The sequence below is a fragment of the Phaeobacter sp. LSS9 genome (assembly GCF_003443595.1).
In the GTDB taxonomy this organism is placed as follows: Bacteria; Pseudomonadota; Alphaproteobacteria; order Rhodobacterales; family Rhodobacteraceae; genus Phaeobacter; species Phaeobacter piscinae.
Map to the genome: position 1 here is coordinate 801,493 of NZ_CP031956.1, position 14,075 is coordinate 815,567.

The following is a 14,075-nucleotide window of genomic DNA, read 5'->3' on the forward strand; positions in this document are numbered from 1 at the left end:
TTATCTCTCTGGTGGAGCTGCGCAACCGCTCTTCTGCGTATGTGGCTGTGAACATTCTATTGTCACCGAACACACCAAAAAACCTGTCGAGTGTTGGCGCTAGAGGCCTTTTCTTTTTTGGCGTGCTTGCCTAGGGTCCGATTTGAACAAATAAGTTCCAACAAATGGGAGTTTCAAAAATGAAAAAACTGATGATGGCCACAGCCGCCGCCGCCCTGACTGCTGGCACCGCATTTGCAGGTGGCCACGCCAAGGAAGTGAAACTGGGCGTGCTTCTCGGCTTTACCGGCCCGATTGAATCGCTGGCTCCTGCCATGGGTGCGGGCGCCGAACTGGCGATGGAAGAAGTGACCAAATCCGGCAAGCTGCTTGACGCAGCCACTGTGGTTTCTGTGCGCGCGGACACGGGTTGCATCGACAATGGTCTGTCCACGGCAAACGGCGAAAAACTGGTCGCTGACGGCGTGAACGGGATCGTCGGCGGTGACTGCTCCGGCGTGACCGGCGCAATTCTGCAGAACGTTGCGATTCCGAACGGCATGGTGATGATCTCTCCCTCCGCCACCTCGCCTGGTCTGTCCTCGATGGAAGACAATGACCTGTTCTTCCGTACATCGCCGTCTGATGCCCGCGAAGGTCAGGTTATGGCAGAAGTGCTGAAAGAGCGTGGCATCAACTCCATCGCACTGACCTATACCAACAACGACTACGGTAAGGGTCTGGCGGACGCGATCAAATCGTCCTTTGAGGAAGTTGGCGGCGAAGTCACCATCGTGACCGCGCATGAAGACGGCAAAGGCGACTACTCCGCAGAAGTTGCAGCGCTGGCGTCCGCCGGCGGCGATATTCTGGTTGTGGCCGGCTACCTGGATCAGGGCGGTCTGGGCATCATTCAGGCCTCGCTCGACTCCGGCGCGTATGACACCTTCGGTCTGCCCGGCGGCATGATCGGTGACTCCCTGCCCAAGAACATCGGTTCGGATCTCGACGGCTCCTTCGGCCAGATCGCAGGCTCCGACAGCGAAGGCGCTGCCATCTATGCTGAGCTGGCAAAAGCCGCCGGTTTTGACGGCACCTCCGCCTATTCGCCGGAGAGCTATGACGCGGCGGCGCTTTTCATGCTGGCCATGCAGGCCGCAAACTCCAAGGATCCGGCCGACTATGGCTCCAAGATCCTTGAAGTGGCGAACGCACCGGGTGAGAAAATCAACCCTGGTGAATTGGGCAAGGCGCTCGAGATCCTCGCGAACGGCGGCGACATCGACTATGAAGGTGCCACCGGCGTGGAGCTGATCGGCCCCGGTGAGAGCGCAGGCTCCTACCGTGAGATCGAAGTCAAGGACGGCGCCAACGCCACCGTAAAATTCCGCTGATCCCTTAACACCGGATCAAACCAAGATGATCAGCCCGGGTTCTGCCCGGGCTGTTCCAAATTCAAAAGCCGTCAAAAAGACGGTGGGGGATGAAATGACATGATCGTCGTCGAGGACTTGCACAAGCACTTCGGCGGGTTCCACGCGGTTGATGGCGCATCGCTAGAAATCGCTAAGGGCTCCATAACCGGTTTGATCGGGCCAAACGGCGCCGGAAAGACCACTCTTTTCAATGTAATTGCTGGCGTTCTGCCCCCCACCTCCGGGCGGGTGACCATGGATGGTGAGGATATCACCGGCCTGCCGCCGCATGAGCTGTTCCACAAGGGGCTGCTGCGGACGTTCCAGATTGCGCATGAATTTGCGTCGATGACTTGCCGCGAAAACCTGATGATGGTTCCGGGTGCCCAATCGGGCGAAAGCCTGTGGAACACCTGGTTTGGCCGCAAACGTATCGCCGACGAGGAACGCGCCCTGCGGGCCAAGGCGGATGAGGTGCTGGAGTTCCTGACCATCAGCCATATCGCCGATCTGAAGGCCGGACAGGTTTCTGGTGGCCAGAAGAAGCTGCTGGAGCTGGGCCGGACCATGATGGTCGATGCCAAGATCGTGTTTCTGGACGAGGTCGGCGCCGGCGTGAACCGCACGCTGCTGTATACGATTGCCGACGCGATCAAGCGCCTCAACGAGGAGCGCGGATATACATTCGTTGTGATCGAACACGACATGGAGTTCATCGGCCGCCTCTGCGATCCCGTGATCTGCATGGCTGAGGGCAAGAAGCTGGCACAAGGCACATTGGACGAGATCAAGGCCAATGAGCAGGTGATCGAAGCCTACCTCGGCACCGGTCTGAAAAACAAAGACAAACTGGAGGCGGGCGCATGAGCGATAACCCCTACCAGAACGATCATGGCAATCGCGACGCCTCGATCACCAACCCGCATGGCGCCGGGACAATGCAACCGGCGCATAGCAAAAGCGGGCCAACAACAAAGGTTGATGGCGGACCGTTCCTGATTGGCGACACCATGACCGGCGGCTACGGCAAGGGTCCAGATATTCTGCACGATTGCACGATTGCGGTCGATAAGGGCGAGATCGCGGTGATCGTCGGTCCCAACGGTGCCGGCAAATCCACCGCGATGAAAGCTGTCTTTGGCATGTTGGATGTCCGCTCTGGTGCTGTGCGCCTGGACGGTGAGGATATCACCCAGCTTACTCCGCAGGACCGGGTGGTGAAGGGCATGGGATTTGTACCCCAGACCAGCAATATCTTCACCTCAATGACGGTGGAGGAAAACCTTGAGATGGGCGCCTTCATCCGTACGGATGATTTCTCCGACACGATGGAGCAGGTCTATGAGCTGTTCCCGATCCTGCGTGAGAAACGCAACCAGCCCGCTGGTGAGCTGTCCGGCGGGCAGCGCCAACAGGTGGCCGTGGGCCGCGCGCTGATGACCAAGCCGAAGGTGCTGATGCTGGATGAGCCCACAGCGGGTGTCTCGCCCATCGTCATGGATGAACTGTTTGACCGCATCATTGAGGTCGCTCGTACCGGGCTGCCGATCCTGATGGTTGAACAAAACGCCAAACAAGCGCTTGAGATCGCGGACAAAGGCTACGTGCTGGTGCAGGGGCGCAATGCCTACACCGGCACCGGTCAAGAGCTGCTCGCCGATCCCGAAGTACGCAAATCCTTCTTGGGAGGGTGACAGAATATGCCTCTGTTAAAAAAATCGGCCGCAACGAACCGCAGTGTGGCTCTCGCCATTTGTATTGCGGTCAGCCCTGTTGCAGCTCTCTCTGACCAAGGTGAGACGACTCTCAGCTGTTACCTGGAACCTGAGTGTATTTCCGTTCAGGAATGCACCACCAACGATGCCGCTGATTGCAAAACAGTTCAAAGATGTCCGGCCGAGCCCATTGACATGAAAATCACCCTGGCAATGCTCTCACAAGAAGCGAGTGCCGGCATGGCTCGATTTACTTGGACACAAGGAGACTCGGAAGAGTTCATGTCGCTTGCTCCGTTTGTGGGGCTTGCTTCGTCCGTGATGTTTGCGAAAGTTCCGCCTGCGGACACATCTATCGACAGCTGGCTGCTGCTGATGACCGGCAACAATGTCTCACTGGATGAGCGAAGTGCCACGGGGTATCCCTCGCAAGTGAAATATACTGGCACCTGCCAAGAGGACAAATAATGGACTTCCTCAACGCCCTTGTGGCGCTTACCAATTTTGTCGGGGTTCCGGCAATCGCCTATGGCAGCCAGCTTGCGCTTGGTGCGCTTGGCGTGACACTGATCTATTCGGTGCTGCGGTTTTCGAACTTCGCCCATGGTGACACCATGGCCTTTGGCACCATGATCACCATTCTGGTGACCTGGTGGTTCCAGTCTATGGGCATCAGTTTTGGTCCCCTGCCGACCGCGCTGCTTGCTCTGCCTATTGGTATCGCGGGCTGTATGCTCTTGATGCTGATCACCGATCGCACCGTCTATCGGTTCTATCGCGCGCAAAAGGCCAAGCCGGTAATTTTTGTCATGGTCTCGCTCGGCGTGATGTTCATGATGAACGGCCTTGTGCGATTCATCATCGGACCGGGGGATCAGCGGTTTTCCGATGGCGAGCGGTTCATTATCTCTGCGCGTGACTTCAAGGCGCTGACTGGACTGCGCGAAGGTCTGGCAATCAAGACGACCCAAGGGATCACCGTGATCACTGCGGTTGTGGTTGTGGCGCTGTTGTTCTGGTTCCTGAACAAAACCCGCACCGGTAAATCCATGCGCGCCTATTCCGATAATGAGGATCTGGCGCTGCTCTCGGGTATCAACCCGGAGCGCGTGGTGATGTACACGTGGTTGATCGTAGCGACCCTCGCGACCATTGCCGGTGTACTGTATGGTTTGGACAAATCGTTCAAACCCTTCACCTACTTCCAGCTGTTGCTGCCGATTTTTGCGGCCGCGATTGTGGGCGGTCTGGGCAGCCCCGTTGGCGCCATTGCCGGCGGGTTCATCATCGCCTTTTCAGAGGTGACAATCACCTATGCGTGGAAAAAGGTGCTGACCTATGTCCTGCCTGAAACGATGAAACCCGATGGCCTCGTCCAGCTTCTGAGCACGGATTACAAATTTGCCGTGTCCTTTGCGATCCTTGTGGTCGTGCTTCTGTTCAAGCCCACGGGCCTTTTCAAAGGAAAAGTGGTATGAGCGAGACAGTCAAAACATCCCTGCTGTTTCTGTTTGTTGGTGTGCTGATCCTGCTTGAGGGCGGCACCAACTTCCTCTTCTTCTCCGGGTCTTGGAACTCGGCTCTGGTGATCCTCAATATGGGATTGGTGTCGGCCATCATGGCGATTGGCGTCAACCTTCAGTGGGGCTTTGCTGGCCTGTTCAACGTTGGCATCATGGGCTTTGTCGCGCTTGGCGGTCTGGCAGTTGTGCTGGTGTCCACCGCGCCAACACCGGGCGCCTGGAGCCAGGGCGGCGTTGGGATCATCATGGCGCTGGCTATGGGGGCGATGACACTGGTTGCGGCGGTTGCCACCATGCGGATGGTGCCTGCTGGCAAGCTGCGTATTGCGGTGCTGCTGGCGGTGCTGATCCTTGGCTTTGTGGTCTACCGCGCGATTTTCGATCCGGCGGTGGCGGGCGTTGAGGCGATCAATCCCGCGCTTGAGGGCAATCTTGGCGGGCTTGGCCTGCCGGTGCTGCTGGCCTGGCCCGCAGGTGGCCTGCTGGCCGCCGGTGTTGCCTGGCTGATCGGCAAAACGGCGCTGGGTCTGCGCTCGGATTATCTGGCGATCGCAACGCTGGGCATTGCAGAGATCATCATCTCAGTTCTGAAGAACGAGGACTGGCTGTCGCGCGGCGTGAAGAACGTTGTCGGCCTGCCCCGGCCCCTGCCCTATGAGGTCGATTTGCAGAACGATGCCGCGTTTGTCGCCAAGGCTGCGGACTATGGTCTGGATCCGGTTCTGGCCTCCACGCTCTATGTGAAGCTGGGCTATTCGCTGTTGTTCACGGTTGTGTTGCTGGCGCTGTTGTGGATGGCGCAGATGGCACTGAAGAGCCCCTGGGGCCGGATGATGCGCGCCATTCGCGACAATGAGGTGGCCGCCGAGGCGATGGGCAAGGATGTGACCCGCCGCCATCTGCAGATCTTCATTCTTGGCTCTGCGATTTGCGGTATTGCCGGGGCAATGATGACCACGCTGGACAGCCAGCTGACACCGGGCACCTATAATCCCTTGCGCTTCACCTTCCTGATCTGGGTGATGGTGATTGTCGGCGGGTCCGGCAACAACTTTGGCGCGGTGCTGGGTGGCCTGCTGATCTGGTTCCTCTGGATCAAGGTGGAGCCGATGGGCATCCTGCTGATTGAAACCGTGACGGCAGGCATGTCCGACACCAACGCGCTGAAGCTGCATCTGTTGGAAAGCGCGTCGCATATGCGTTTGCTGACCATGGGTCTGATCCTTTTGCTGGTCTTGCGGTTCAGCCCCCGTGGTCTGATCCCGGAACGGTAAAGTCGAAGGTGCGCAGCGGGTTCAATTGCGGCCCCCTGAAACAAAAAACGCCGCCCGTGGATATCTCGGGCGGCGTTTTCTTTTGTTCTGGTGGCGCTCAGCGTCCCTTGAACAACCCACCAAGGATGCCGCGCACAAGGCGCCGCCCAGTGGTGCCTTTCAACTCCTTGATTACTGCTTCCGACATGGCTGAGGCAAAGCTGTCGCGCGGTTTCATCCGCCGCGACGACGACCGGCTGACGCGACTTCCGGAGTAGCGCCGCCCGGCGTTATACTCACGCGCCATCGGCTCTGGTGCGGCTTCGGCCGCCACCTCTGCGGCCTCAGCCTCGGCTGCGGCCTTGGCGGCGCGTTCGGCGAGGATTTCATAGGCGGAGCGCCGGTCGCTGGTCTGGTCGTACTTCCCGGCCATATCCGAGGTCTGCAGGAACGCCGCCCGCTCCGCAGCAGTGATCGGCCCCAGCTGAGAACTGGGCGGACGGATCAGCGTCCGCTCGACCACACCGGGAATGCCCTTTTTCTGCAGCATGGAGGTGACCGCCTCGCCTACGCCAACCTCGCGAATGGCCTCCTCAGTCGAAAACCGCGGGTTCTCGCGATAGGTTTCCGCCGCCATCCGCAGGTTCCTGCGATCGCGCGCGGTGAAGGCACGCAAGGCGTGCTGGATGCGGTTGCCAAGCTGGCCAAGGATGTCTTCCGGCACATCAGCCGGGTTCTGGGTGATGAAATAGATCCCGACCCCTTTGGAGCGGATCAGACGGGCCACCTGCTCCACCTTGTCGATCAGCGCCTTGGGGGCGTCATCAAACAACAGATGCGCCTCGTCAAAGAAGAAGACCAACTTCGGTTTGTCAGGATCCCCAACCTCCGGCAGTTCTTCGAACAGTTCACTGAGGAGCCACAGCAGAAATGTTGCATATAGTCCCGGTGCGGCCATCAGCTTGTCTGCGGCGAGGATATTGACCATGCCGTGCCCCTCCGCCGTGCAGCGCATCAGATCAGCAAGGTCTAGCGCAGGTTCGCCAAAGAGCTGCGCACCGCCCTGGTTTTCCAGCACCAGCAATCGACGCTGGATTGCCCCGATGGAGGCGGTGGAGACATTGCCGTAGCGCAGCGAGAGATCAGCGCGGTTTTCCCCGACCCAGACCAGCAGCGCCTGCAGATCCTTCAGATCCAGCAGCGCAAGCCCTTCCTCATCGGCCAGACGGAAGGCAATGTTCAGAATGCCTTCCTGTGCCTCGCTCAACTCGAGTAATCGCGCCAGAAGCAGCGGCCCCATCTCGGCGACAGTGGTGCGCACCGGATGTCCCTGCTGGCCGTAGAGATCCCAGAAGATGACCGGACAGGCGTGGTAGCGGTAATCGCCGAAGCCGATTTTTTCCGCCCGGCTGGTAAAGGCGTCGTGCAGTTTGTGCGTAGCGCTGCCGGATTTCGCAAGGCCGGAGAGGTCCCCTTTTACATCCGACAGAATAACCGGAACTCCGGCATTGGAAAAACTCTCTGCGAGGATCTGCAGGGTTACGGTTTTGCCGGTGCCGGTGGCCCCTGCAATCAGCCCGTGACGATTGGCGTATTTGAGCGTCAGCGCCTGTGGATCCGCATAGTTTTCACCCCCACCCCCGATAAATAACTTGTCCTGCATGATCTGCCCCCGGCTGTTGTCATCCCGCACGCTGCGGTTTCTGTGAAATGAAAATACAAAATTAACCTTTGAATGCGAGAGTGATAATTGCCCGTCGGCCATCATGCGGTTGGTCCGGCGGACATTTCCTCCCTGTCAGACTGGGCCGTGCTTCGGGCACGGCCTTTTTTTGTGCCGCGTTTCCGGGCAGTCCGGGAGATTGCGCCTGCACGTCAGGCGTGTTTCGTGCCCATTGCGCGCGCGTCATGCGAAGGCGTCAATTAATCCCTCAACTGCGACATTTTTTTCTCTTTGCATGTTGACCGATGGCCGACCCTTTCGTAACGTCCTCCCAATAACTAAGTCGGCCAGTCCGACGGGGAGAAAAAATACGAAAAAGGGGGCATTTTTGCTCCCTTTTTTGTTTTAATCCAGCCGCTTCCATCTCTGACGTATAATCCGATCAATTCCCCGCCAGTGCTGGGGCGTCAGATGGTTATGGGACTGACACCGGGTTTCGGGCATGCTACATCGGGCCGATAACACAGGATAGATGAGGCAATCATGATCAAGTCCCTGACCCCGATGACCCTGGCAGCGCTGATGGCGTTGCCGCTGCCCCTGATGGCGCAGGACACCGCTGGGGCGGCCGAGACCGAAGAGAGCCAGCCCGCCGCAGAGGCCACGACGGAGGCCCCAAAGGCCGATGACGTCTTGGATCTTGGCCAGCCCGTACAGGACGGCCCGCAACTGGGCCAGCGCTATTCCAAAGAAACCCACGGTGATTGGGATCTGGCCTGCGTCAAGACCGAAGAAGACAACGACCCCTGCTCACTGCTGCAGATCATGACCGATGCGTCCGGGAACCCGATGGCGGAGTTTTCGATGTTCCGGATCAATCAGGAAGGCAGCCAGGCCGTCGCCGGCGCCACGGTCATCGTTCCGCTGGAAACGCTGCTGCCAGCGGCGCTGACCATCTCCATCGATGGCGCACCGGGCAAACGGTATAACTACTCGTTCTGCAACCCGATGGGCTGTGTGGCGCAGATTGGCCTTACCGAGACCGATATCGCAGCCTTCAAGAAAGGCAAGAAAGCCACATTGAGCCTGCGCCCGGCACCCGCCCCTGATCAGGTGATCAATATGGATCTGTCGCTAAGCGGCTTTACCGCCGGATATAACGTTGTGGATGTGGTGAAACAGTAAGCCGTCCGACACAGACGCCCGAAACAGAAAACCGCCGCATCCTGGCTAGGATCGCGGCGGTTTTTTATGTTTTGCTGATGGATATTACGCTGGCCACTCAGATCTTTCGCAGGGCCAGCACCGCGTTCAACCCGCCAAAGGCAAAGGCATTGCTGAGGGCGACAGTCACATCAGCCTGCCGTGCCTCATTCGGCACCACATCAAGCGCGCATTCGGGATCGGGTTCCTCATAGCCGATGGTGGGGGCCACAACACCGTCGCGCAGCGCCATGATGCAGGCCAGCAGTTCCACCGCGCCTGTGCCGCCAATCAGATGGCCGTGCATGGATTTGGTGGAGGAGATCATCAGATTGTCAGCATGCGGACCAAAGACATCGGCCACGGCCGCGCACTCTGTCTTGTCGTTGGCCGCAGTTCCGGTGCCATGGGCGTTGACATAACCGACATCCTCCGGGTTCAGCCTCGCATCCTGCAAGGCGCCTGCAATGGCCCGCGCTGCGCCCTGTTTGCTGGGCATCACGATATCGGCGGCATCTGATGACATGGCAAAGCCGATGACCTCACAGATGATATCAGCGCCGCGGGAACGGGCGTGTTCGTAGTCTTCGAAGACAAAGACACCAGCCCCTTCACCCTGCACCATCCCGTTGCGATTGGCGCTGAAGGGGCGGCAGGCATCGCGTGACATTACCCGTAAGCCCTCCCAGGCCTTTACCCCACCAAAGCACAGCATCGATTCAGATCCGCCTGTAATCATCACCGGCGCCATACCGGAGCGGACCATTTGAAACGCCTGTGCCATCGCATGATTGGAGGAGGCGCAGGCGGTGGAGACCGTGAAACTCGGCCCCTTCAGATTGTGTTCCATGGACACATGGCTGGCTGCGGCGTTGTTCATCAGCTTGGGCACGACGAAGGGATGGACCCGATTTTTCCCCGCCTCATAGACAGACCGATAGTTATCGTCCCAGGTCGAGACACCACCGCCTGCCGTGCCCAGTACCACGCCGGATTTCTGCGACAGCTCGCCATGAAATTCCAGACCCGATTGGTCTATCGCCTCTTTGGCGGCCGTCAATGTGAATTGGGTAAACCGATCGTAGAGGCTCATCTGTTGGCGATTAAAACGTCCCTCCGCCTCAAACCCCCGCACCTGACCCCCAATGCGGATGGATAGGCGATCAACATCCTGAAACTCAAGTTCGCCAATGCCGCAGCGCCCTTCGGCCATGGAGGCCATGGTCTCGGACACGGTGTGGCCAAGCGCGTTGATCGTGCCCATCCCGGTGATGACAACCCGGTTCATCCGTCGTCTCCAACCCGATCCCGCATGGTCATTTTTCTGAAATCAGCGTGTCGATACCCGCGATGATCGCCGCCACGTTGGAGATGTCGAAATCGCTTTTCTCCGGTTCATTGGCATTGAAGGGAATGGTGATATCAAACTCTTCCTCAATGGCGAAGATGCTCTCAACGAGGCCGAGGCTGTCGATCCCCAGATCCTCCAGTGTGCTGTCGAGTGTCACATCCGATGGCTCCAGCACGGCCTGTTCGGCAATGATGGCGATGACCTTGTCCTGCGTGCTCATAAGGGACCCCTGATCGATGGTATTTTGCGTCATGTAGTGGCTGCGCCGTTATTTGAAAACCGCCTTCTTCAGCGCTTCAATGTCGCGCATCAGACGGCCCAGGCGCCGCTGCCCCTTATACATTTCGGTATGTGTCTCCATTTTGACAGCCGGATATCCCATCACCACGCGGCCTGCCGGAACATTGGACAGGATCTTGGTGCCGCCGCCTGCGATCACGCCATCACCGATGAAGAGATTGTCCGCAACGCCGGTCTGCCCGCCCAGAACCACGTTGTTGCCGATATCAACCGAACCGGAAATCCCGGTCTGTCCGCAGAGCAGGCAATCGCGGCCCACACGGGTGTTGTGGCCGACATGTACAAGGTTATCCAGCTTACTGCCGCTGCCGATTACCGTATTACGGATGGTGCCGTTGTCGATGGTACAGTTGCTGCCAAGTTCGACATCATCGCCAATGTCCACGGCCCCGAGCGAATGGATGCGCAGCCAGCTTTGCGCTTTGCTCTCGCCCTGATCGCCCATTGTTTTGCGGGCGGTTTCCACGCCCGACACCTCCGGGGTGACATAAGAAAACCCATCGCCGCCAACCCGCGCGCCGGGTTGGGCACGAAATCGGTCGCCAATTGTGGCGCGCGCGCCAATGCTGACGGATTCGCGCAGCTGGGCGTTCTGGCCGAGGGTCACATCCGCTCCGATGTGGCATTGCGGGCCGATCACCGAGCCTGCGCCAATGCGCGCGCCTGCGGCGATCACCGCCAGCGGGCCAACACAGACGCCCTCGCCCAGTTCGGCGGTAGGGTCGACAACGGCACTGGGGTGGATGCCCGTGCCAAATCCCTGTCCGGGATCCAGCAGCCGGGTGATGCCGCCCATGGCCAAGCGGGGGCGTGGCGCAAAGATAGCCGCCTGTAGGCCCATGGCCTGCCAGTCGGCGCCTTCCCAGACCAGCGCCACGCGGGCGCTGCCCTCGTCCAGGCTCTCAGCGTATTTAGGGGCCATCGCCATCGCCAGATCATTCGGCCCGGCGTCCTGAGGTTCAGCTGCCCGCAGCACCGTCAGATCCAAATCTCCCTCAGCCTCTACCTGAAGCGAGGCGGCGATTTCGCGGACTGTAAACATGTCGGGCCTTTCCGGTCTGTTGCCTTTGGGCCCGAGGATTACCCTTGTACGCCCGGCAACACCACCCCTGCCCGTTCCAGTGCGGCCCATACCTTGGCGTCACGGCCATAGATATCGCGTCGGTACTCTGGCTGCCCCTTCGGCGTTACAAAGGCGGTGCGATAGATGATGTGCACCGGCACCTTCTGATCCAGAACGACCTTGGTCTCTTTCCCGCTGTTCAGAATGCGGTGAAAGAAGTCCTTGGGGTTTTCAGTCTGGCGCGCCAGCAAAGCATACGCAAATTCAAAGGGTTGCGCGAGGCGGATACAGCCATGCGAGAAGGCGCGGACCTCCCGTTGAAAGAGGCTCTTCTGCGGCGTGTCATGCAGGTAGATATTGTATTTGTTCGGGAACATGAACTTGACCAGGCCAAGCGCGTTCTTGCGGCTGGGCGGCTGACGCATCGCAAAAGGGAACGTTCGCGCGGTATATTTGGAAAAATCAGCGGTGGCGCGATTCACCTTGCGGCCGCGGCTGTCGGTGATTTCGATGTGGCCGACCGCATTTGGGTTGTTGCGCAGCTTGGGCAGATATTCCTTGGTCACGATGGAGCGTGGAACATACCAGCTGGGGTTGATGACCATATGCTCCATCTCGTCGGAGAACTCCGGCGAGCGTCGGTCTGCATTGTCTTTGCCAATGACGGAGCGCGTCACAAAGGTCACTTCGCCGTTGTCGATAATCTTGGCAGTAAAGTCGGTTTGGTTCACCAGAACATGGCGGGTTCCGCGCTCGGGCGTCAGCCAGCGCTCACGCTCCATTGCGACAAGAACCGACTTCAGCCGCGCCGAGACCGGTTTGTTGATTTCCGCGAGGGTGCCGCCACCGGCAACACCATCAGCGTTAAGGCCATGGTCCGATTGGAACGCCTGAACCGCGCGTTCCAGCGCACCGTCATAGCTGCGCGCGGCACTACGCGGAAGGTAGCCCATGGCGATAAGGCGATTGCGCAGCGCGATGACTGCGGGGCCGCTGTCTCCGCTCTCCAGTTTCTTGGCCGCGACCTGCGGCCCCCAACCACCTGCCTGCTGCAGCGCCTCCAGGCGCATCTTCTCACGCAGCAAGGCCTGATATTGGGCGCTTTGCGGGGCGAGGCTGCGCAGATAGGCAACCGGCGCCTGATCACGCATGCCAGCCAGGTAGGCGGCAAAATCAGGCTGATGTTTCTTGCGGACGATGCCATCATCGATTTGGCGCGGCTGCAGGAGCCCGGTTTGCAAGTCGCTGGCATAGCCGACCAAGGCGCGGCTCATTGCTACCTCGGCCCGACCCAGATCACGCGTGGTCTGGACCGACTTCAATACGTCCATCAATGCGTTGATTTCCGATGTCCGATCCGGAAGCCCGTGCATCGGCGCCTCTCCCAAGGCGCGGAACAATGCGGCGCGACGGGCACGGGCGGCATCATCACTTCCGGTCCAGATCGCGGTGTATCCTGTCTCGCGGTAGAACTGCGCCACCGGATCGCTGGCCGAGGCTGCCTCGGCAACCGCTTGCTTGAACGCGGTCACCTGTGCGGTCGCACCATCCGGTGCACCGAGTGCAAAGCCGCCAAGCGCAAGCGCAAACAGCCCCGCCTTCAGCGTCGGGCCAACAGTCGAAATGGCACGGGTCACAATGACAGGCGACATATGGGTACGGTCCTCAAATGAATTGCTTTTCACAGTCTGTGGTTGCCTACATGAAATCCTGGTAAACGCCAGCCCTCGCTGTCCATTCACATTTTGATCAGCGCAAACAGGCAACAGGCACCTGCGTCTTATGGGTCGCAATAAGACGCATACGGCCCGTGGCGGCCACGACACATTGAGGGGAAATTAACCATTTATTTCCCTTTTGCGCAAAAAATTGCCGAAATTCACAGTTCATGTCGAGCTGCAACATTCAAAACTTGGCGCGCGATTCTGTATGTGCAATACAGTTCTCGCGTGGAAACAGGACCACACCATGTCCGTAACATCGGGCACAGGCAGAGACATCAGGCGTACGGGACAGCGCAGTGACAATGGCTACTACTGAAAAATCGGGTTTCTCCCGTCGTGCCCTACTGGGTGCGTTCGCGGCAACAACTTTGGTCGCCGCTCCGACCTTCTCCAATGCAGCGGGCTTCTTGCGCGGCGCGGGTGACATTCGGCGGATCCGAATGTTCTCAGGCCGCACCGGTGAGCGGATCGACATGGTGTATTGGATCGACGGCAAATACATCAAGGATGCGGTCAAGGAAGTGAACCACTTCATGCGCGACTGGCGCAACGATCAGGTTAAAGATATTGACCTGCGCACCATTGATATCATGGCTGCATCGCATAACCTCCTTGATGTGAACGAACCCTATATGATGCTGTCGGGCTATCGCAGTCCGAAAACCAACGCCATGTTGCGCAGCCGGTCGCGTGGGGTTGCGAAAAATTCCCTCCACATGCGTGGTCAGGCGGCAGATCTGCGCCTGTCCTCTCGCTCGGTGACGCAAATGGCCAACGCAGCAAAAGCATGCCGTGCGGGTGGCGTCGGTAAATACCGCGGGTCAAACTTTGTACACATGGACTGTGGTGTCGTTCGCAGCTGGAACGGCTGATACCGCGACCATTT

The 14,075-nt window shown here is 59.0% G+C and carries 13 protein-coding genes; 8 read left to right on the top strand and 5 right to left on the bottom strand.

Annotation, left to right across the window (positions count from 1 at the left end; genetic code table 11):
- Positions 1–179 precede the first annotated feature (179 nt).
- From D1820_RS03920 to D1820_RS03945, 6 genes are all read left to right on the top strand, one after another.
- Positions 180–1,373, top strand: a complete 1,194-nt coding sequence (locus D1820_RS03920) for an ABC transporter substrate-binding protein (protein ID WP_014874697.1) — start codon at positions 180–182, stop codon at positions 1,371–1,373.
- Positions 1,374–1,472: 99 nt separating this feature from the next.
- On the top strand, positions 1,473–2,261 hold the full coding sequence (locus tag D1820_RS03925) for an ABC transporter ATP-binding protein (protein ID WP_118067942.1): 789 nt from the start codon (positions 1,473–1,475) through the stop codon (positions 2,259–2,261).
- Complete coding sequence (locus D1820_RS03930; RefSeq protein ID WP_096706622.1) at positions 2,258–3,088, top strand: ABC transporter ATP-binding protein; 831 nt, start codon at positions 2,258–2,260, stop codon at positions 3,086–3,088. Before D1820_RS03925 ends, D1820_RS03930 begins: the two co-directional genes overlap by 4 nt.
- A 6-nt stretch (positions 3,089–3,094) precedes the next feature.
- Positions 3,095–3,577, top strand: a complete 483-nt coding sequence (locus tag D1820_RS19060) for a hypothetical protein (protein WP_162894067.1) — start codon at positions 3,095–3,097, stop codon at positions 3,575–3,577.
- Positions 3,577–4,587, top strand: coding sequence for a branched-chain amino acid ABC transporter permease (locus D1820_RS03940; protein ID WP_096706621.1), 1,011 nt, complete (start codon positions 3,577–3,579; stop codon positions 4,585–4,587). Before D1820_RS19060 ends, D1820_RS03940 begins: the two co-directional genes overlap by 1 nt.
- Positions 4,584–5,906: a branched-chain amino acid ABC transporter permease gene (locus D1820_RS03945; protein ID WP_118067944.1), complete on the top strand. Its 1,323-nt coding sequence runs from the start codon at positions 4,584–4,586 to the stop codon at positions 5,904–5,906. The genes D1820_RS03940 and D1820_RS03945 overlap by 4 nt, the downstream gene beginning before the upstream one ends.
- 97 nt (positions 5,907–6,003) lie before the next feature.
- Here D1820_RS03945 and D1820_RS03950 read toward each other — a convergent pair whose 3' ends face one another.
- Complete coding sequence (locus tag D1820_RS03950) at positions 6,004–7,548, bottom strand: helicase HerA-like domain-containing protein (RefSeq protein WP_118070012.1); 1,545 nt, start codon at positions 7,546–7,548, stop codon at positions 6,004–6,006.
- A gap of 543 nt (positions 7,549–8,091) precedes the next feature.
- Here D1820_RS03950 and D1820_RS03955 point away from each other — a divergent pair.
- Positions 8,092–8,733, top strand: coding sequence for an invasion associated locus B family protein (locus D1820_RS03955; protein ID WP_118067945.1), 642 nt, complete (start codon positions 8,092–8,094; stop codon positions 8,731–8,733).
- Positions 8,734–8,830: 97 nt separating this feature from the next.
- Here the strand turns inward: D1820_RS03955 and D1820_RS03960 are convergent, their stop codons facing one another.
- Genes D1820_RS03960 through D1820_RS03975 form a run of 4 tightly spaced genes read right to left on the bottom strand, consistent with a single transcriptional unit; the run spans position 8,831 to position 13,117 of the window.
- Positions 8,831–10,039: a beta-ketoacyl synthase gene (locus D1820_RS03960; protein ID WP_118067946.1), complete on the bottom strand. Its 1,209-nt coding sequence runs from the start codon at positions 10,037–10,039 to the stop codon at positions 8,831–8,833.
- A 28-nt stretch (positions 10,040–10,067) separates the two neighbouring features.
- On the bottom strand, positions 10,068–10,322 hold the full coding sequence (locus D1820_RS03965) for an acyl carrier protein (RefSeq protein WP_024097235.1): 255 nt from the start codon (positions 10,320–10,322) through the stop codon (positions 10,068–10,070).
- 48 nt (positions 10,323–10,370) lie between these two features.
- Positions 10,371–11,444: a UDP-3-O-(3-hydroxymyristoyl)glucosamine N-acyltransferase gene (lpxD, locus tag D1820_RS03970; protein WP_118067947.1), complete on the bottom strand. Its 1,074-nt coding sequence runs from the start codon at positions 11,442–11,444 to the stop codon at positions 10,371–10,373.
- Between the two features lie 38 nt (positions 11,445–11,482).
- A complete protein-coding gene (locus D1820_RS03975) occupies positions 11,483–13,117 on the bottom strand; it encodes a murein L,D-transpeptidase (protein WP_118067948.1) in 1,635 nt (544 codons plus the stop codon).
- Between the two features lie 374 nt (positions 13,118–13,491).
- On the opposite strand from D1820_RS03975, the gene D1820_RS03980 reads away from it, so the two are divergent.
- Positions 13,492–14,061 carry a DUF882 domain-containing protein gene (locus tag D1820_RS03980; RefSeq protein ID WP_096871322.1) on the top strand — a complete coding sequence of 190 codons (570 nt, stop codon included), beginning with the start codon at positions 13,492–13,494 and terminating at the stop codon, positions 14,059–14,061.
- Positions 14,062–14,075: the final 14 nt, after the last annotated feature.